Consider the following 18,395-nt stretch of genomic DNA (forward strand, 5'->3'; position numbering starts at 1 on the left):
ATCAATAACGCATCATGACCGATTTCAGCTCCGTGTAATGTTCAATGAATGCACTGCCGAACTCACGCCCCATCCCTGAAGATTTACGGCCACCAAATGGAACAGCAGGATCGAGGAGTGTATGCATGTTAATCCAAACAATGCCGGCTTCAATGCGGGGAGTCATGCGCATTGCTTTGCCCAGATGATTAGTCCATAAACTGGCAGACAAACCAAATGGCGTTGAATTCATCATGGAAATTAATATTTCTTCATCATCGTAACTGAAGAAAGTCCCAATTGGCCCGAATGTCTCTTCTTTCATTAAGGTATCTTCAACACTCTTGGCTTTGATGATCGTTGGGGCGACAAAAAATCCCGGCCCTTCCAGTGCATGGCCGCCATAGACAATTTCACTGCCTTCCTGACGCGCTTTTTCAAACAGAGACAGAATTTTCTGGTAATGTTCTTTGTTGGCCAAAGGCCCCATTTCCGTTGATTCGTCAAGGGGAGAGCCGATTTTCATCGCCGATAAGCGTTCAGAAAGTAACGCCAGAACCGCATCCATGTGGGTGGATGGAATATAAAAACGTTCCGCCGCTGCACAGATTTGCCCCTGATACAGATATCCCGCTTCCAATATGCCATCAACCATTTTTTCAACGGTCATATCAGACAGAAAAGCGGCTGCGTTTTTGCCGCCGAGTTCCAGCGTTGTGCGCTTTAACCCCTGTTCCAAGGCCAATTTTCCCACGCTAATGCCTGTCGGAACGGAGCCGGTAAAAGTGACTTTGGCACATTGGGGATGATGAATCAGGGAAGAACCTATGCGGGCACCTGAACCATTGACGATATTGATCACCCCATCCGGAATACCCGCTTCTTTTGCCAGTTCAGCTACACGAAGCAGGGTTAAGGGAGTATATTCACTCGGCTTAAGGACTATTGTACAACCGCAGGCCAGTGCTGCCCCTAATTTCCAGATCGCAATCATGATGGAAAAATTCCACGGAATAATGCCAACCACGACGCCAATAGGCTCACGGTAAGTAAACGCAGAATATTTTTCCCCTTTAAGCGACGGCAATGAAACATTCAATGTTTCGCCAGTAATTTTGGTTGGCCATCCGGCAAAATAGCGTAAATAATCGGCGGATGCGCCCACCTCCAGCATACGGGATAATTGAATCGGTTTACCGGAGCATAAACTTTCCAGTTGAGCCAATTCCTCACCATTTTTTTGCAATAGATCAGCCAGTCGGTTCAGGCAATTCCCCCGTTCGGTCGGAGAAGTCTGTGCCCATGCGCCGTGAAAAGCGGCTGATGCCGCCTGCATTGCCTGATTAACTTCGGACTCCCCTGCTTGGTTGACCACCGCGATTGCGTCACCCGAAGCGGGATTAATGACCGGGAAAGTGTCACTTTCCTGACCAAGAACAGAGACGCCATTAATATAATGACCGTGAGAACGCTGCAAAAAAGTGGTCACTGATCCCAGCAAATTAACTTCACTCATTCTCTTTTCCCCTGCTTAGTCAGACAGTTGCCCATTGATACAGGCCATATAATGTTTGACGAAACGCTCGCTGGTGATTTCCCACAATACTTCCGTCCCTTTTGCCGCAAACCACGAGTCCCCTTGATGATATTCAACCATCACCCCGGTTTTAACATCGGTCAGTTTGACTGAACCTTCATGCACCGTTGCCATTTCATCAAAGGGATAGATCATTTTAAATTTTCCCTTAGTGCAGGCAAAAATACCGCAGGTCAGATTATCCGCTGGCTCGCCGTGGATCATCGCTCCGCTCGCCTGCGGATCGCCTTCCACCACAACAGAACCGAGGTGGGTGACACTGCCGATTGGCATTAATTCAGGTAGTGCTTTATCTAGCAACAATGGCTTTATCATGATGTTGACCCCTAATAGTTACCGTTCAAAAAAACTAACGACGCCCTTTCCAATAACCCGAAGTTTGGTGCCAAATCTTACCGGCCGAGAGCAGTACATTTCTCAGCGTGTCTTTCCCGATAATATTGGCGTGCGGAATCGAACTGAGTAGCGAATAACGCTCCGAGCCTTCGCTCATGCCCTCAGCCAGAATTTTGCAGATGATATGACTCGGCGTTACCCCAAAACCCGAATAACCTTGAACATAAAACACATTGTCGTGCTTAGGCAGAGAACCTATTTGCGGGAACAGATTCGCGCTGCAACATAATGGCCCGCCCCATGCCAGCTCTATCTTCACATCTTGCAAGTAAGGGAAGGTTTTGAGCATGAGATTGCGGTTCCATGCGGTCAAATCAGAAGGGATATACTCAATAAAATGTGTCGCCCCGCCATATAGCAGGCGATTTTCTTTGGTCACACGGTAGTAATCGATGACAGGGCTAATATCACCATATGCCCCGCGAATTGGGCTGATTCTTTCAATCAAATCGTCCGGCAGTGCTTCTGTCATTAATTGAAAAGCATAGGTATTGATTGTCCGTCTATAAATCGTCGGTTCGAGTTCATCCAAAAAGCCATTGCATGCCCACAACATTTTGCTGGCACGGACTGACCCCGTTGCTGTGCGTACTGTGACTCTGGGGCCATACTCTACGTCCACAACCTGACTGTTTTCAAAAATTTTGACACCATATTCAGTGGCAGCCTTGGCCTCGCCCAACAACAAATTGAGTGAGTGAACGTGTCCGCCCCCCATATGTTTTAAGGCGCTGGTATAACGATCTGAACCAATGACTTTTTTAACCTCTGCCCCCGTATAAAGCTCAATGTCTTCATCAGGGGAAGCCGCACGAAATTCCGGTAGCCAGCTATGCAGTGTTTTATCATGCCGTGAATTCATGCCAAGATAGGCATAGCCTTGGCAAAAATCGGCCTGAATATCATATTTGGCAATGCGATCACGGATAATTCCCGCTCCCAGACTGCTAATTTTAAATATGGTTTCCAGTCCTTTTTGGCCCACATGCCGTTTGATCTTATCCAGATCATGGCCAATGCCCGTCATCACCTGACCACCATTACGGCCTGTACCGCCATATCCCAACGTCCGGCCTTCCAGGACGGCAATATTGGTGATGCCTTTTTCAGCCAACTCTAAGGCCGTATTGATCCCAGAAAAACCACCACCAATGATAACGACATCAACATCCAGATCTTCGGTCAGCATTGGAAAACGAAGATCATATTTTTTAGTGACTGTGTAATATGTTAATGAGTCAAGTTTATTATTCATGTTATACCCCATGAGCATTTGTTATTCAGGTGCCTTAACAAAGCAATGAAAGAGCCAAAACATTAATAAGTGAATAAAAAGAGCGATCCCTGCTTTCCATCTCAGGCACCTATATGAATCATATGTACTTGAAATGCTCAAATCATTTGTTTCTTTCATGTTAATGAAATCACAATAATTAAAATATTTATTACTAAATTGTTACTTTTGTGTTTTTGTTTTGTGGTGTCTTGAGGGGCATTTTTTCCATTCGTGAATTATTCTGAGAGTAGATATTTACATCTGTATCTAAAAAAGGAATAAATATGCTACCCAAGAAAATTATCCTTGACTGCGACCCCGGGCATGATGATGCCATTGCTCTCCTGCTTGCCCACGGGGATCCCGCTATTGAACTGTTGGCTGTCACGACAGTGGTGGGTAATCAAACCCTGGATAAAGTCACCCGCAATGCCCTCTGCGTGGCACGCATCGCCAATATTCAAAATGTCCCTTTCGCAGCAGGCTGCCACCGCCCGCTTGTTCGGGAGATCAAGACAGCCCCAGACATTCATGGTGCAACGGGTCTGGACGGCCCCGTTCTTCCTGAGCCTAATATGAGACTGGATGCCCGCCATGCTGTTGATTTAATTATTGATGTGATAATGGAAAATCCCCTAAAAAGTGTGACTCTGGTTCCCACTGCGGGATTGACGAATATCGCGATGGCCGCACGTAAAGCGCCACAAATTGTCGAACGTGTGAAGGAGGTCGTACTGATGGGAGGCGGTTATCATAAAGGAAACCGAAGCGCAGTGGCAGAATTCAATATCGTGATTGATCCGGAAGCGGCACACATTGTTTTTAATGAAAAGTGGCCGCTGACGATGGTGGGTCTGGATCTCACTCATCAAGCGCAAGCAACCCCTGATATTCTCGCAGCAATCGCCCAGATTAAGACACGCCCCGCTCAGTTCGTTTTGGATGCCCTGAAATTTTACGGCAACAGGTATCGTGAGCATCAGGGATTTGATTATCCTCCGGTACATGATCCCTGTGCGGTAGCCTATGTGATCGATCCTGATGTCATGACGACCCAAAAAGTGCCGGTGAATATCGAGCTAACGGGAACCTTAACCACAGGCATGACCGTGGCAGATTTCCGTTTTCCTCCACCTGAAGATTGCCATACGCAAGTTGCTGTTAAATTGGATCATGCCAAATTCTGGCAATTAGTGATTAATGCGCTGAAAAATATTGGTGAAACTACTTGCTGATTTTATTAATTTTACTGAATTTCTTTTTTGGCCATTGAGGCGGAGAGACAACTTCAATGGTCAAGGAAGTGTTGGTCAAACTAACCGAATTCCCATTAACACCGCACTACATAAGATCAAGCATAATGTGACATATTGTAATACCTTGTCAGGCAAATGCTTCATCAAAGGCTTGGCAAAAGGGATCGTCAGTAAAGAGCCAACAAACAGTACCAATGCCAGTCCCCAATCGGTATACCCGCCATGGGCATAAGCAAAAGCAGATGAACCGGATAACATCATCGTGATAAACAGGGAAACACCCACCGCTTGTTTAATATTCATCTGCCCATAGCGTAACAGTAACGGTAATACCACTACGCCACCGCCAACCCCCGTCGCCCCAAGCACCAGTCCAGCCCCCGTACCCGGCAGCAAGAGAGGCTTGACCAGCCCGGATTGTCGTTGTGATTGGGTTTGATTCACGGGTAACTGTGGCTGACGTATTCGGTGATAAAAAAGATAAAGGGAAAATAAGATAGCCAATAAAACCAGTAAATTAATCCCCCATTCAAGTTGTACCCGGTTATGGCTTAAATGACTCAGCATGGTTACGCCATAACTGGCTAATACCGTTCCGGGTATCATGATCAGCAGAATAACCAAAGATTGGCGTAAGGGAATATTTCCCATCCGAAAGTGCATATACGAAGATGATATTTTCATCAGCATTGAAAGAAGATTCGCCGTTGCGACAGAAGCCAAGGCATCCAATCCAAAAAAATAGGTCAGGATCGGCAAAACAATGACTCCGCCACCCACGCCGGTCGTGCTGATCATCAAGCCAACCATCGCCCCAATGGCAAGTTCAGGGATCAATAACATCATTCGTTTCCCGCTGATATCTCATCACAGATCATTTTCTTACCAAGTTTCAGTAAGCGCTGCTCATAATATGACAAAAATAAATAACGTATTCAAAAATAGAATAGGGGTCTCAGCCTGATATTAAAGCCAAACGATACAGGAAAGTGATTTTTTTAGTCGCAGCTTGATTGGCTGCAACTTTGTGACTGAAAGAGAAAAGGTGAAAATATCGAGGGTGAGTTTTAATGGGGAGGATGTATTGCCCCAAAATCGAACAATTCATTAAGTTCAATTTGTAGCCCATTGGCTATCACATTAATAATTTCTAACGTAGGATTCCTGACACCGCGCTCAATGCCACTGACATAAGTGCGATCCAGTCCACATTTATCGGCAAAAGCCTCTTGTGACATCCCTGATTCTCTCCTGAGATACCGAATTCTTTGACCAAAAAGGGATCTGATGTTGTTCGATTTTTTCATCCGATAAGTATCGATTCATGTTACTTATCCGACCACGGACTATGAGTCACATTCCGGCGAGAATTATGCTAAAATGTGTGACTTATAGTCTACGGAATAGTAACTTAGTTTTTAATTGAAAAAACGGTTAGACAACTGGAGAAGTTCAGGATGGAAAAAAAAGACTGGCATTCTGCTGATATTATTGCTGAGTTGAAAAAGCGCGGGACAACCTTGTCAGAAGTATCGCGGACAGCAGGGCTGGCATCATCAACACTTGCCAATGCACTGCAACGACACTGGCCGAAAGGCGAGCGTCTCATTGCAGCAGCGCTGGGACGCATGCCAGAAGAAATATGGCCTTCACGTTATGAAAAGAAATAATGATAAACCCAGCACTCGCTGGGTTTATTTATCAACAATCAACTGGCTAACTTTAAGCCAATAATGCCTATCACAATCAAACCAAGGCTCAATATCCGGGCAAAGTTCGCAGATTCTCCCAGCACCATGATGCCGAAAATCGCGGTACCTACCGCACCAATACCTGTCCACACGGCATAGGCAGTGCCTGCCGGCAGATTTTTCATGGCATAGGCGAGTAGCCCCATACTGACAACCATCGCGCTGATCGTCATTAAACTCGGTATCAAACGTGAAAAACCGTGGGTATATTTCAGGCCGACTGCCCACACGACTTCCAACAAGCCTGCAATAAGAAGGATCAACCAAGGCATACCTTTCCCTTTAGATGATGACAAGCGGGGTCGTCCCCAATAAGATGGCGTTTATCCGGGTCGTCCAGGATAACGATAAGAGATGAAATGGGATTATAGCTATCCGATCTGATAGCGGCAATGAATGGCAATGAATAATAGTGACCGACGATTGACAACAAAAAAACCGCAACCCCTGTACAAAGAGGCGACGGTTTTTTTAGAATAACAAACGCGATTATTTCACGCGAGAAACGTATTCGTTAGAACGGGTATCAACTTTGATAACTTCGCCGATTTGTACAAACAAAGGAACCTTAACAACAGCGCCAGTACTTAACGTTGCAGGTTTACCGCCAGTACCGGCAGTATCACCTTTCAGGCCTGGATCCGTCTCAACGATTTCCAGTTCAACAAAGTTTGGTGGAGTGACAGAGATAGGACGGCCATCCCACAGAGTCAGAATACATTCTGCCTGATCGATCAGCCATTTTGCATTGTCACCAACAGCTTTCGCATCCGCAGCTAACTGCTCGAAAGTTTCGTTGTTCATGAAATGCCAGAATTCACCGTCGTTGTACAAATAAGTCAGGTTGACATCCATGACATCTGCACTTTCAACCGAATCGGTTGATTTAAATGTTTTTTCCAGCAGTTTACCGGAAATCAGTTTACGAATACGGACGCGGGCAAATGCCTGTCCTTTACCTGGTTTAACAAATTCACTGTCAAGAATAGCGCACGGCTCGCCATCTAACATGATTTTAAGACCTGAACGGAATTCATTGGTACTATAAGTAGCCATGGAGATCCTCTAATTTTTAACAAAATGGCTTAGCCAAAAAAATGGCACACATTATAACCCATATTCACCCTGTCAGAGAAGTCTGGCTAAAACAACTTGCGGATGTTATTACTGATCCCAATGAGTTGTTACAACTATTGTCGCTAAATACGCATGCGATGCTGAAAGAAGGCAATGAAGCAAAGCGTTTGTTTCCCCTGCGTGTGCCAAGAGCGTTTGTAACACGAATGAAAAAAGGCGATCCCCGTGATCCTCTTCTATTACAAGTCCTGACCTCACGGGAAGAGTTTGTTACGTCCCCTGATTTTTCCACCGATCCGTTGGATGAACAACGCAGTGTCGTTCCGGGTCTACTGCATAAGTATCGCAATCGGGCGCTACTCTTGGTCAAAGGGGGCTGTGCGGTCAATTGTCGTTATTGTTTCCGTCGCCATTTCCCTTATGAGGACAATCAAGGGAACAAAAAAAACTGGCAGCTTGCCCTGGATTATATTGAACAACACCCTGAGCTTGACGAAATTATCTTCTCTGGTGGCGATCCGCTAATGGCGAAGGATCATGAGCTGGACTGGTTAATCAGTCGTATTGAGTCCATCCCACACATTAAGCGGTTACGGATACACACCCGTTTGCCGGTTGTGATCCCCGATCGAATCACGCTTTCACTGTGCAATCGTTTAGCACAAACCTGTTTACAGGTGATCATGGTGACCCATATCAACCATGCAAATGAAATTGATGATGCGTTTCGCAACAGTATGATGCGGTTAAAACAAGCTGGAGTGACACTGTTGAATCAAAGTGTGATGTTACGTGATATCAATGATAATGCCGATACGCTGGCTGATTTAAGTCATGCTTTATTCGACGCGGGTATCCTGCCTTATTACATTCACGTTCTGGATAAAGTTCAAGGCGCCGCACATTTTCTCGTGGAGGATGAACAAGCGAAAGCTATCATGCGGGCGTTATTGACTAAAGTATCCGGTTATCTGGTTCCAAACCTGACAAGAGAAATTGGTGGAGAACCAAGCAAAACCCCCCTGGATTTAGGGCGTTAATCCGACGCTATCATCACTAAAACTCTTTCAAATGGGCAGTGCACAGAAACCGAATCATACGTCACTGATGTTTCGGAATATGCTTTCTGGGCATTGCCCAAACCTTTCTCATTAATTCCATTGATTTCAGGTCGTTAATGCTTAAGGACACTGATAGACCTGACCCACCATTTTGCTATCAAGGGGAACAAAACTCGCCAATAATCCTTCCGACGGGCTGTTGATACCATAGATAACATTGCCGCCCATTTCAGCCGCTTTATTGCGTAAGTCATTGGCAGCACTGCGCATAGAACTGCTCTCATTACTAACGCCATTGAGCCAGTTGGATTGCGTCCCAACAACTTCCCCTAACCGCTGGCATTCACTGCTTGGTTGCGTGTCTACAAAACGCACATTGGTGCCAGCAGAAGTTAATTGATGAGTTGTCGTACACCCTGCCAATAATAATATTGACGCACCAAACAAGATCTTAATCCGCATAACTTCCCTCATTGATTAAAATAAAAAGGCGAGCAGAAAAAACGGCTCGCCTTCAATGTCTTATCCTAGTGGATGGAAGAATTCCATCAGTAGGATGAACAGCATTACATCATGCCGCCCATACCACCCATGCCGCCCATGCCACCAGCTGCGCCTAAGTCAGCTTTGTCATCTTTAGGCAGGTCAGTCACCATCGCTTCAGTGGTGATCATCAGGCCAGCGATAGACGCTGCGAATTGCAGTGCAGAACGGGTGACTTTAGTTGGGTCCAAGATACCCATGCCGATCATATCGCCGTACTGTTCTGTTGCCGCGTTATAACCGTAGTTGTCTTTACCCGCTTTCACGTTGTTGACAACAACAGATGGCTCTTCACCTGCGTTTTCTACGATCTGACGCATTGGTGCTTCCATTGCACGCAGTGCAACGCGAATACCGACGTTCTGATCTTCGTTGTCGCCAGTCAGGTTAGAGATAGTGCTGGCAACACGAACCAGAGCCACACCACCACCAGCAACAACACCTTCTTCGACAGCCGCACGAGTTGCGTGCAGTGCATCATCAACGCGAGCGCGTTTTTCTTTCATTTCAACTTCAGTTGCAGCACCGACTTTGATGACAGCAACACCGCCTGCCAGTTTAGCGACACGCTCTTGCAGTTTTTCACGGTCATAGTCAGAAGTTGATTCTTCGATTTGCTGACGGATTTGAGTCACACGTGCAGCAATTGCGCCCTCTTCACCTACGCCATCAATGATAGTCGTGGTGTCTTTGTTGATAACGATACGTTTCGCCTGACCCAGATCTTCCAGCGTCGCTTTTTCCAGCTCCAGACCAATCTCTTCAGAGATAACAGTACCGTTGGTCAGAGTAGCGATATCTTGCAGCATAGCTTTACGGCGATCACCGAAGCCCGGTGCCTTAACCGCAGCCACTTTCACGATACCACGCATGTTGTTAACAACCAGTGTTGCCAGCGCTTCGCCTTCAACATCTTCCGCAATGATGATCAAAGGCTTGCTTGCTTTAGCGACACCTTCCAGCACGGGTAACAGTTCACGGATGTTGGAAATTTTCTTGTCAACCAGCAGGATGTATGGGTTTTCCAGTTCAACAGAACCCGCTTCCGGTTTATTGATGAAATAAGGAGACAGGTAACCACGGTCGAACTGCATACCTTCAACAACATCCAGTTCGTCTTCCAGTCCAGTACCTTCTTCAACGGTGATGACACCTTCTTTGCCAACTTTGTCCATCGCTTGTGCGATCAGTTTGCCTACCGTTTCGTCGGAGTTTGCAGAGATAGTACCAACCTGCGCAATAGCAGTGGAATCTGAGCAAGGTACTGACAGCTTTTTCAGCTCGTCAACGGCTGCAATCACAGCTTTATCAATACCACGTTTCAGATCCATTGGGTTCATGCCGGCAGCAACAGCTTTCAGACCTTCGGTGACAATCGCGTGAGCCAGTACGGTTGCTGTAGTAGTACCATCACCTGCTGCATCATTGGCTTTAGAAGCAACTTCTTTAACCATCTGAGCACCCATGTTCTCGAATTTGTCTTCCAATTCGATTTCACGTGCTACAGATACACCGTCTTTAGTGATGACAGGCGCACCAAAAGATTTATCCAAAATAACGTTACGGCCTTTAGGACCCAAGGTCACTTTAACCGCATCAGCCAATACATTCACACCGCGGAGCATTTTGCTGCGAGCATCATTACCAAATTTTACGTCTTTAGCTGCCATTGTGTCTTTCCTTTAAATTCGTTCAATTATTAAGAAGATCCCAGCGTAATAAGATTCTTAATTACGCTTCAACAATTGCCAGAATGTCGCTTTCAGACATGATCAACACTTCTTTATTATCGACCTTTTCTGTTTTAACGCCGTAACCTTCATTAAAAATGACGGTATCACCCACTTTTACGTCCAGCGCCTTCACTTCCCCACTTTCGAGGATGCGACCATTGCCGACTGCCACGATTTTCCCACGGGTAGATTTGCCCGCAGCAGAGCCAGTCAGAACAATTCCGCCGGCGGATTTTGATTCAACTTCTGTACGCTCGACAATAACGCGGTCATGTAATGGACGAATTTTCATTGATAGATCTCCTATAAATAAAGTCCATATCAGGTAAGAGGATTGATACCAGAACCCAACAGAACCAGTACCATGATGCTACAAATTGGGGCTTGGGATCATGACTTCAAGGGTGGGCAACAAAAAATATTTTACTTTTTTCTTACCCACTGGGATTTCAGCCGACACAGCGGGCATCATTTCTTCGCGTGCTTACTGTCAGGCTCACCATGATTTTTTTGCTCAGCGGATTTTTGCTCATCTACTGTATAAGCCGGATCATCTTGTCTGCGTTCATATTCTCCCTCAAACGTCTGCCCATTCTGACCATCACCGCCGCCGTGATTACCGGAACCATAAAACGTATTTGGGCGATAGAGCTTAATATGAGGCAATAATTTCGCTGTCAGGCGTTTTTGTACCGGAGACAATAACAACAGTAAGCCGAGAAAATCGGTGAAAAAACCGGGCAGTATCAGCAAAAAACCGGCGATGACCAGAGACACACTTTTAATCGCCTCTTCGGCAGGATTCTCACCGGCTGCGAGTTTTTGCTGCATGGACATAAAATTCTTGATGCCTTGATTACGCACAAGAGAGACACCAAGACAAGAAGTAAGAACCACCAGCAGCAGAGTCAACAAAACCCCAATTTCAGCGGCAATCCGAACAAACAGGACAGACTCGATGTAAACCAGAAGGCAGATAAGGATAAGCGGGAGCCAACGCACGTGGTTCTCCTTTCATTATTATTGAAAGTTCACACTATTTGATCATTCACACCATGTTGATCATTCACACCATGCGTGTGACACCGATATCGGGTTAGATCACATAATATGGTGTTAGATAACACATGTGGGGATCATCGTGACCGTTTTCAATACTTCGAACACTTAACTTTCTCCTACCGTAATCGTGACCTTAGTCACACATATGTTATTTCATCAATAAAATAGCACTATAAAGTGATCCAGGTTCAAGGCATTTTTCACAAATCCACCTATGATCGCGCCAGCAATTTCATGATAACTATTTAATATCAGGGAAATTGTTGTCGGCAACATTATTTCTCAACAAACACACGAATAGAACAGTAAAAAACACGTATCCAATTTAAGAAGGTTCTCATGTCAAACAACATTCGTATCGAAGAAGACCTGTTAGGTAAACGAGAAGTGCCTGCTGAAGCCTACTACGGTATTCACACTCTACGTGCGATTGAAAACTTTTATATCAGTGACCGTACTATCAATGATGTGCCTGAATTCATCCGGGGCATGGTGATGGTGAAGAAAGCTGCGGCACTGGCAAACAAAGAACTCCATACGATTTCTGCCAAAGTGGCAGACATTATTGTCAAAGCCTGTGATGAAGTCCTCACTAAAGGCAAATGTATGGATCAATTCCCTGTTGATGTCTTTCAGGGTGGCGCAGGTACTTCATTAAACATGAATACCAATGAGGTACTGGCAAATATCGGCCTGGAATTGATGGGGCATCAAAAAGGTGAATATGAGTACCTGAATCCGAACGATCACCTGAACAAAAGCCAGTCAACCAATGATGCTTATCCTACTGGCTTCCGTATTGCTGTTTATAACGCCCTGATGCACTTAATTGATTCCATTGAATTGCTGAAAGAAGGCTTCGATAAAAAAGGCGTCGAATTCGATGATATCCTAAAAATGGGTCGTACCCAGTTGCAAGATGCGGTTCCCATGACACTGGGCCAAGAATTCCGTGCTTTTTCCATCCTGTTGAAAGAAGAGATCAAAAGCATCACCCGCACCGCAGAACTGCTGCTGGAAGTCAACCTTGGCGCTACCGCTATCGGTACTGGCTTGAACACTGCCCCGGGTTACCAAAAGCTGGTCGTTGAAAAATTGGCCGAAGTGACAGGTTTGCCTTGCCAACCCGCAGAAGATTTGATAGAAGCCACTTCTGACTGCGGCGCTTATGTTATGGTTCACAGTGCGTTGAAGCGTCTGGCGGTTAAGATGTCCAAGATTTGTAACGACTTACGCCTGCTTTCTTCCGGCCCCCGCGCTGGTCTGAATGAAATCAATCTGCCGGAATTGCAGGCAGGTTCGTCCATTATGCCAGCCAAGGTTAACCCCGTTGTGCCAGAAGTCGTTAATCAGGTTTGCTTCAAAGTCATTGGTAACGATACCTGTATCACGATGGCAGCAGAAGCAGGTCAGTTGCAGCTTAACGTCATGGAACCGGCGATTGGTCAGGCGATGTTTGAATCCATGTCTATCCTGAACAGTGCCTGTCGTAATCTGGTGGAAAAATGTATCAACGGCATTACGGCCAATCGGGAAGTCTGTGAAAGTTTCGTCTTCAACTCTATCGGGATCGTCACTTACCTGAACCCATTTATTGGCCATCATAATGGCGATATCGTGGGCAAGATCTGTGCTGAAACCGGTAAAAGTGTCCGTGAAGTCGTGCTTGAGCGCGGTTTGCTGACTGAAGCTGAATTAGATGATATTTTCTCTGTTGAGAACCTAAAACATCCGACTTATAAAGCAAAACGTTTTGATGACTGATTAAATGATTATAATAACGAGTTCGTCTTAATTATTAAGGCACGCTATTCCAACCGGAAGCGTGCCTTTTTAATTTGCAGCAAACACAAAATATTAACCATGGATTTTCATAAAACCAAATAAGTGAAGGAGTATTTAACATGTTAGCCGTAGAATTGATTATTGTTCTGCTGGCCATTTTTCTAGGGGCACGGTTAGGGGGAATAGGTATCGGTTTTGCTGGTGGGATTGGGGTTTTAGTCCTCGCCGCCATCGGTGTTAAACCAGGTAGTATTCCATTTGACGTTATCTCAATTATCATGGCTGTCATTGCTGCGATATCCGCCATGCAAGTGGCTGGCGGACTCGATTATCTCGTTCAGCAAACTGAAAAATTACTGCGCAGGAATCCCAAGTACATCACAATCCTTGCACCTATCGTCACCTATTTTCTGACGCTATTTGCAGGTACGGGGAACATCTCACTGGCAACCTTGCCGGTGATTACCGAAGTCGCCAAGGAGCAAGGCATAAAACCATGCCGTCCGCTCTCCACCGCCGTTGTCGCAGCCCAAATCGGGATCACCGCCTCGCCTATTTCTGCGGCCGTTGTTTATATGGCATCCATTATGGAAGGACAGGGCATCAGCTATATCCATCTGTTGATGGTACTGCTGCCTTCAACATTCTGTGCCATCATCCTCATGTCATTCATTATTTCATGGCTTTTTGATTCTAAACTGTCAAATGACCCTGTTTATCAAAAACGCCTTGAAGATGGCTTGATAGAAATGCGTGGCACCAGTCAGATTCAAATCAAACCCAAAGCAAAACGCGCGGTTCTGTTGTTCCTGCTGGGTGTCGTTGGGGTTGTCATTTATGCGATTATCAACAGCCCGGGTGTCGGCCTGATTGAAAAACCGCTGATGAATACCACCAATGCGATTTTGATCATCATGCTCAGTGTCGCGACCCTCACCACCATTATTTGCTCCGTCGATACCGATGCCATCCTGAACTCAAGCACGTTTAAAGCCGGGATGAGCGCATGTATCTGTATTTTGGGCGTTGCATGGCTGGGAGATACGTTTGTCCAGTCCAATCTGGGTTGGATCAAAGAAACGGCGGGGAGTCTGATTCATGCCCAACCGTGGTTGCTGGCGGTCATTTTCTTCTTCTGTTCAGCGTTGCTCTACTCACAAGCAGCAACCGCAAAGGCACTGATGCCAATGGCGCTGGCACTGCATGTCACCCCATTAACGGCGATCGCGTCTTTCTCTGCGGTGTCTGGCCTGTTTATCCTGCCAACTTATCCGACACTGGTTGCCGCCGTACAGATGGATGATACCGGAACCACCCGCATCGGGCGTTTTGTTTTCAATCACCCCTTCTTTATTCCGGGCACCATCGCCGTTGCACTGGCTGTCACCTTTGGTTTCTTATTTGGTGGCATCATTTTGTAACTTTATAGGATTATTTGACATCATTATTCAGGGGCGTGCCTGATCAGCCAGCCCCTGAAACCTGCCTTCTTTGCTCATCTTTTTCTGTCAAAAACACCGTATTGTCTTAATCTTAGACAAGTTACTTTCTGCCATGAACCTCATCGGTTATAGTGCAGGCTCTGATAAATTTCACGGATAAAACCCACGATACAGGCAGGTTAAAGATTATCTTATGATGAAACGTATTCTCATGTTGTTTCTCCTGTTCAGCGGTATCGCGCTCTCTCCCAACAACGCCAACGCACTGTTTGGGCAATCAGGGAAAAGTCTCTATCTTCCTGCTGATCAGGCATTTATGTTTGATTTTCAGCAACAAGGCAATCAACTCACCTTGAACTGGGATATCAAACCCGGTTATTACCTCTATCGAAAACAGTTCAGCATCACTCCCAATCAAGAAACCTCATTGAGTCACATTACCTATCCCAAAGGGGTCGATCACGAAGATGAATTTTTTGGTAAGACGGAAGTCTATTTTCAATCAGCGCGGATTGATGCCTCTATCCTATCTGCTACCAATGATGGCGCTCTTCAGGTCACCTATCAAGGATGCGCAGAAGCGGGTTATTGTTATCCCCCTGAAACCTTAAACGTGCCGTTGCAAGCCGTTGCAGCTGCGCCGCAACCCCGTGATGAAACCGCACCATCAGCCGATTTCGTCAAGCAACAGGAAGCGCCATCCCCCAACGCCCATGATGTTCCATTTTCGCCGCTCTGGGCGCTGTTAATTGGCATCGGTATCGCTTTTACGCCCTGCATCCTGCCCATGTATCCGCTGATCTCCAGTATTATTTTGGGCCAAAAACGCCCCGAAAGCCTGAAACGGATCTTTTGGCTCGCCATGAGTTACGTTCAGGGAATGGCGCTTACTTACACGATACTGGGTTTAGTGGTTGCGGCGGCCGGCTTACAATTTCAAGCTGCCCTGCAAAATCCTTATATTCTCGTCGGGCTGTCAGTCCTGTTTATTTTGCTCGCCTTATCCATGTTTGGGCTCTATAACTTACAGCTTCCCTCTTCCGCCCAAACCCGTCTGGTGGATTGGAGCAATCAGCAACAAGGCGGCTCTTATATTGGCGTATTTATTATGGGCGCCTTGGCGGGGTTAATTGCCTCTCCCTGCACGACTGCGCCGCTCAGTGCTATCTTGCTGTATATCGCCCAAAGCGGTAATACCCTAGTCGGTGGCCTGACGCTCTATCTCTACGCATTGGGAATGGGCTTACCGCTTATCGCTGTCACACTATTCGGGCACAAACTCCTGCCACGCAGTGGCCCGTGGATGCAGTACGTCAAAGAAGCCTTCGGGTTCATTATATTGGCTTTGCCCGTCTTCCTGCTGGAACGGGTGCTGGGCGACACATGGGGCATAAGATTGTGGAGCCTGTTGGCCGTATCTTTCCTGATTTGGGCATTCGCATTAACGTTAAACAGCAAAAACGGCTGGGTACGAACGCTACAAGTCACCTTGCTGGTTCTGGCACTCATCGCCGCACGCCCTTTGCAGAATTGGGCATGGGGAAGCCCTGAGGCAGAACAGCAAAAAACCACTCTGCACTTTCAACAAGTCGCTGATTGGCAAGAGTTAAGTCAAATTTTAGCTGAAAATCACCATCAACCGATTATGTTGGATCTGTATGCTGACTGGTGTGTCGCCTGCAAGGAGTTTGAAAAATATACTTTCAGTGATCCACAAGTACAGGCACAATTAAGTCAATTCCGCTTGTTACAGGCAGATGTCACGGATAACGCCCCAAAACAAAAAGAATTGTTGCAACAACTGAACGTGATGGGACTCCCCACTATCTTGTTTTTCGATAAGGGAAAAGAGCTAACCGATTCGCGAGTCAATGGATTCATGGACGCCCAGCGTTTTAACCAGCATGTACAACATCTACAACCAAAATAATCGGGAAGGAGAGCCACCGTGCAACGAGAATATGTGATTAACCATGTTCTGAACTCATTGGAACAACATGGCCTGTCAGCAACCATGGAGACACTTTTAGCTTCTCTCGATATTGATATCAGCCATATCAAACATTTTTGGCCTGACCGCGAAGCCTTACTCTATGACTGCCTGCGCTACCACAGTCAGCAAATTGAAATCTGGCAGCGTCAAGTCTTGTTGGATGAAACCTTAAGCCCTGAGCAAAAATTATTAGCGCGCTATGACGCGCTCAGGGAAAAAGTCCAAGAACAGCGTTATCCGGGCTGTCTGTTTATTGCTGCTTGCAACGCTTTTCCTCATGTTGACCATCCCATCCACCAATTGGCAGAATTACAAAAACAGCACTCTTTCCATTACACAGAAGCGTTGTTACAACAACTTGAGATTGACGACAGTCAGCAAGTCGCCAAACAGATGGAACTTATCCTTGAGGGGTGTCTCAGTAAGCTATTAGTAAAAAGAGAGCTTGAAGATGTGATTACCGCAAAATTACTGGCTCAAGATATTCTAACCATCGCAAAATGCCGAAAAAATGGGGCGTTAAGTTAATAAAAAGCAGCCCTCGCTGAATAACCACACCAAGTCAGTATAAAAATGCAGCAAACAATCAGTTTTCGTGGTTTTTTTCACAGAAAGTGTTTGACGGATTGAGCCGAATACGGTTTAATGCGCCCCGTTAGCCCGGATAGCTCAGTCGGTAGAGCAGGGGATTGAAAATCCCCGTGTCCTTGGTTCGATTCCGAGTCCGGGCACCAAAATTTAAAGCTCGTTTGTTGAAAGTTTTCAATGCCTTAACAGGCGAGTTAGCATTAGGGCTGTTAAGAAAATGTTAAGCAATTGGCAGTCCTATTTTGCATGTATCTGGTGTATTAACACCGCCAGTCAAGAATACAGGGTGCCTGCATCAGCAAGCGCCTTTTTCTTGTTAAAGGGTAATAATTTCAGTAATTGATTCTGATGTCAAGTAAGGTGAAGACTTCACCGGATGCGGGATCAGGTATTAACACTTTTTTCCATCCCATCAATTTTGATACAGGGCAGTTCATACTTCCTCCTTTCCAAACTGAGATCCGCCCTGATTTTTTTATCTTTATACAGAAAGATCCAGATAAAACGCCAGCTCACTTTCCAACGTTTTACCCGCGATGTCCATATCGATATCAATATACTCCATCGTGGTCGCCAGACTGCGGTGCCCAAGCAAACATCTTACCAACTGTAAATTCCGGTTCGGTGCTTTCATCAGCTCAGTAGCCAGGGTATGACGAAAACGGTGAGGGGAGACAGCAAAACCGCACTCTTTGGACAGTCGGTTGAAGAAATAGCGTATGTGCTGATTTTCTCTCTCATAATTGTAACTGGTCACCCGCCCGTGATAACGAAAACGCAAGCGACTTAAATCAAACAGCGGATCATCGTCTTTCGCACCGCAGGCTTTCGCCTGTTCAACCAACTGTGCCAACCG

Annotated in this window: 19 protein-coding genes and 1 tRNA gene; 8 read left to right on the plus strand and 12 right to left on the minus strand. The window is 46.0% G+C overall.

What is annotated here, in order from left to right:
• Position 1: 1 nt before the first annotated feature.
• The 3 genes from PSI17_RS05480 to PSI17_RS05490 are packed head-to-tail and all read right to left on the minus strand — an operon-like array spanning position 2 to position 3,227.
• Positions 2–1,495: an aldehyde dehydrogenase family protein gene (locus tag PSI17_RS05480; RefSeq protein WP_273551007.1), complete on the minus strand. Its 1,494-nt coding sequence runs from the start codon at positions 1,493–1,495 to the stop codon at positions 2–4.
• Between the two features lie 15 nt (positions 1,496–1,510).
• Positions 1,511–1,891: a cupin domain-containing protein gene (locus tag PSI17_RS05485; RefSeq protein ID WP_273551008.1), complete on the minus strand. Its 381-nt coding sequence runs from the start codon at positions 1,889–1,891 to the stop codon at positions 1,511–1,513.
• Between the two features lie 34 nt (positions 1,892–1,925).
• On the minus strand, positions 1,926–3,227 hold the full coding sequence (locus tag PSI17_RS05490; RefSeq protein WP_273551009.1) for an NAD(P)/FAD-dependent oxidoreductase: 1,302 nt from the start codon (positions 3,225–3,227) through the stop codon (positions 1,926–1,928).
• 305 nt (positions 3,228–3,532) lie between these two features.
• On the opposite strand from PSI17_RS05490, the gene uriH reads away from it, so the two are divergent.
• The gene (gene uriH, locus PSI17_RS05495) at positions 3,533–4,483 is read left to right on the plus strand and encodes a uridine-preferring nucleoside hydrolase UriH (protein WP_273551010.1); all 951 of its coding nucleotides are present in this window, start codon (positions 3,533–3,535) and stop codon (positions 4,481–4,483) included.
• Positions 4,484–4,558: 75 nt separating this feature from the next.
• Here uriH and PSI17_RS05500 read toward each other — a convergent pair whose 3' ends face one another.
• Together PSI17_RS05500 and PSI17_RS05505 are read right to left on the minus strand one after the other, a co-directional pair.
• On the minus strand, positions 4,559–5,347 hold the full coding sequence (locus tag PSI17_RS05500) for a sulfite exporter TauE/SafE family protein (RefSeq protein ID WP_273551026.1): 789 nt from the start codon (positions 5,345–5,347) through the stop codon (positions 4,559–4,561).
• 224 nt (positions 5,348–5,571) lie between these two features.
• Complete coding sequence (locus PSI17_RS05505) at positions 5,572–5,742, minus strand: helix-turn-helix domain-containing protein (RefSeq protein WP_337927203.1); 171 nt, start codon at positions 5,740–5,742, stop codon at positions 5,572–5,574.
• Between the two features lie 219 nt (positions 5,743–5,961).
• Here PSI17_RS05505 and PSI17_RS05510 point away from each other — a divergent pair, with 219 nt between their 5' ends.
• Entirely contained in the window at positions 5,962–6,174 is a 213-nt protein-coding gene (locus tag PSI17_RS05510; protein ID WP_273551012.1) for a helix-turn-helix domain-containing protein, read from the plus strand.
• Between the two features lie 38 nt (positions 6,175–6,212).
• On the opposite strand, the gene sugE is transcribed toward PSI17_RS05510, so the two are convergent.
• Together sugE and efp are read right to left on the minus strand one after the other, a co-directional pair.
• Entirely contained in the window at positions 6,213–6,527 is a 315-nt protein-coding gene (gene sugE / locus PSI17_RS05515; protein ID WP_273551013.1) for a quaternary ammonium compound efflux SMR transporter SugE, read from the minus strand.
• Between the two features lie 217 nt (positions 6,528–6,744).
• Positions 6,745–7,311 (minus strand): elongation factor P, encoded by a 567-nt coding sequence (gene efp / locus PSI17_RS05520; RefSeq protein ID WP_273551014.1) that lies wholly within the window; start codon positions 7,309–7,311, stop codon positions 6,745–6,747.
• Positions 7,312–7,352: 41 nt separating this feature from the next.
• Between efp and epmB the strand changes: the two genes are divergently transcribed.
• Positions 7,353–8,372 carry an EF-P beta-lysylation protein EpmB gene (gene epmB, locus PSI17_RS05525; RefSeq protein ID WP_273551015.1) on the plus strand — a complete coding sequence of 340 codons (1,020 nt, stop codon included), beginning with the start codon at positions 7,353–7,355 and terminating at the stop codon, positions 8,370–8,372.
• Positions 8,373–8,513: 141 nt separating this feature from the next.
• On the opposite strand, the gene PSI17_RS05530 is transcribed toward epmB, so the two are convergent.
• The 4 genes from PSI17_RS05530 to PSI17_RS05545 all read right to left on the minus strand — a co-directional run bounded on the left by PSI17_RS05530 (position 8,514) and on the right by PSI17_RS05545 (position 11,671).
• Complete coding sequence (locus PSI17_RS05530; RefSeq protein ID WP_273551016.1) at positions 8,514–8,855, minus strand: DUF4156 domain-containing protein; 342 nt, start codon at positions 8,853–8,855, stop codon at positions 8,514–8,516.
• 104 nt (positions 8,856–8,959) lie between these two features.
• Positions 8,960–10,606, minus strand: coding sequence for a chaperonin GroEL (gene groL, locus PSI17_RS05535; RefSeq protein ID WP_273551017.1), 1,647 nt, complete (start codon positions 10,604–10,606; stop codon positions 8,960–8,962).
• A gap of 61 nt (positions 10,607–10,667) precedes the next feature.
• The gene (locus PSI17_RS05540; protein WP_273551018.1) at positions 10,668–10,961 is read right to left on the minus strand and encodes a co-chaperone GroES; all 294 of its coding nucleotides are present in this window, start codon (positions 10,959–10,961) and stop codon (positions 10,668–10,670) included.
• 176 nt (positions 10,962–11,137) lie between these two features.
• On the minus strand, positions 11,138–11,671 hold the full coding sequence (locus tag PSI17_RS05545) for an FxsA family protein (protein ID WP_273551019.1): 534 nt from the start codon (positions 11,669–11,671) through the stop codon (positions 11,138–11,140).
• Positions 11,672–12,070: 399 nt separating this feature from the next.
• On the opposite strand from PSI17_RS05545, the gene aspA reads away from it, so the two are divergent.
• The 5 genes from aspA to PSI17_RS05570 all read left to right on the plus strand — a co-directional run bounded on the left by aspA (position 12,071) and on the right by PSI17_RS05570 (position 17,685).
• The gene (gene aspA / locus PSI17_RS05550; RefSeq protein WP_273551020.1) at positions 12,071–13,495 is read left to right on the plus strand and encodes an aspartate ammonia-lyase; all 1,425 of its coding nucleotides are present in this window, start codon (positions 12,071–12,073) and stop codon (positions 13,493–13,495) included.
• A 140-nt stretch (positions 13,496–13,635) separates the two neighbouring features.
• The gene (locus PSI17_RS05555; RefSeq protein WP_273551021.1) at positions 13,636–14,937 is read left to right on the plus strand and encodes an anaerobic C4-dicarboxylate transporter; all 1,302 of its coding nucleotides are present in this window, start codon (positions 13,636–13,638) and stop codon (positions 14,935–14,937) included.
• 214 nt (positions 14,938–15,151) lie between these two features.
• Entirely contained in the window at positions 15,152–16,888 is a 1,737-nt protein-coding gene (locus PSI17_RS05560; protein WP_273551022.1) for a protein-disulfide reductase DsbD, read from the plus strand.
• An 18-nt stretch (positions 16,889–16,906) separates the two neighbouring features.
• Positions 16,907–17,479, plus strand: coding sequence for a division control transcriptional repressor DicD (gene dicD, locus PSI17_RS05565; protein WP_273551023.1), 573 nt, complete (start codon positions 16,907–16,909; stop codon positions 17,477–17,479).
• A gap of 130 nt (positions 17,480–17,609) precedes the next feature.
• Positions 17,610–17,685 (plus strand) — tRNA-Phe (locus tag PSI17_RS05570).
• A gap of 335 nt (positions 17,686–18,020) precedes the next feature.
• Here the strand turns inward: PSI17_RS05570 and PSI17_RS05575 are convergent.
• A partial coding sequence (locus PSI17_RS05575) for a site-specific integrase (RefSeq protein ID WP_273551024.1) occupies positions 18,021–18,395 on the minus strand: 375 nt, incomplete at its 5' end.

Origin of the sequence: Xenorhabdus sp. IM139775 (assembly GCF_028598745.1) — a bacterium.
Lineage (GTDB): Bacteria > Pseudomonadota > Gammaproteobacteria > Enterobacterales > Enterobacteriaceae > Xenorhabdus.

What these genes read in the sequence shown, in the direction of transcription:
- PSI17_RS05480 (WP_273551007.1), bottom strand. Translation starts at nt 1,495, where the DNA reads ATGAGTGAAGTTAATTTGCTGGGATCAGTGACCACTTTTTTGCAGCGT.
- PSI17_RS05485 (WP_273551008.1), bottom strand. Translation starts at nt 1,891, where the DNA reads ATGATAAAGCCATTGTTGCTAGATAAAGCACTACCTGAATTAATGCCA.
- PSI17_RS05490 (WP_273551009.1), bottom strand. Translation starts at nt 3,227, where the DNA reads ATGAATAATAAACTTGACTCATTAACATATTACACAGTCACTAAAAAA.
- uriH (WP_273551010.1), top strand. Translation starts at nt 3,533, where the DNA reads ATGCTACCCAAGAAAATTATCCTTGACTGCGACCCCGGGCATGATGAT.
- PSI17_RS05500 (WP_273551026.1), bottom strand. Translation starts at nt 5,347, where the DNA reads ATGTTATTGATCCCTGAACTTGCCATTGGGGCGATGGTTGGCTTGATG.
- PSI17_RS05505 (WP_337927203.1), bottom strand. Translation starts at nt 5,742, where the DNA reads ATGTCACAAGAGGCTTTTGCCGATAAATGTGGACTGGATCGCACTTAT.
- PSI17_RS05510 (WP_273551012.1), top strand. Translation starts at nt 5,962, where the DNA reads ATGGAAAAAAAAGACTGGCATTCTGCTGATATTATTGCTGAGTTGAAA.
- sugE (WP_273551013.1), bottom strand. Translation starts at nt 6,527, where the DNA reads ATGCCTTGGTTGATCCTTCTTATTGCAGGCTTGTTGGAAGTCGTGTGG.
- efp (WP_273551014.1), bottom strand. Translation starts at nt 7,311, where the DNA reads ATGGCTACTTATAGTACCAATGAATTCCGTTCAGGTCTTAAAATCATG.
- epmB (WP_273551015.1), top strand. Translation starts at nt 7,353, where the DNA reads ATGGCACACATTATAACCCATATTCACCCTGTCAGAGAAGTCTGGCTA.
- PSI17_RS05530 (WP_273551016.1), bottom strand. Translation starts at nt 8,855, where the DNA reads ATGCGGATTAAGATCTTGTTTGGTGCGTCAATATTATTATTGGCAGGG.
- groL (WP_273551017.1), bottom strand. Translation starts at nt 10,606, where the DNA reads ATGGCAGCTAAAGACGTAAAATTTGGTAATGATGCTCGCAGCAAAATG.
- PSI17_RS05540 (WP_273551018.1), bottom strand. Translation starts at nt 10,961, where the DNA reads ATGAAAATTCGTCCATTACATGACCGCGTTATTGTCGAGCGTACAGAA.
- aspA (WP_273551020.1), top strand. Translation starts at nt 12,071, where the DNA reads ATGTCAAACAACATTCGTATCGAAGAAGACCTGTTAGGTAAACGAGAA.
- PSI17_RS05555 (WP_273551021.1), top strand. Translation starts at nt 13,636, where the DNA reads ATGTTAGCCGTAGAATTGATTATTGTTCTGCTGGCCATTTTTCTAGGG.
- PSI17_RS05560 (WP_273551022.1), top strand. Translation starts at nt 15,152, where the DNA reads ATGATGAAACGTATTCTCATGTTGTTTCTCCTGTTCAGCGGTATCGCG.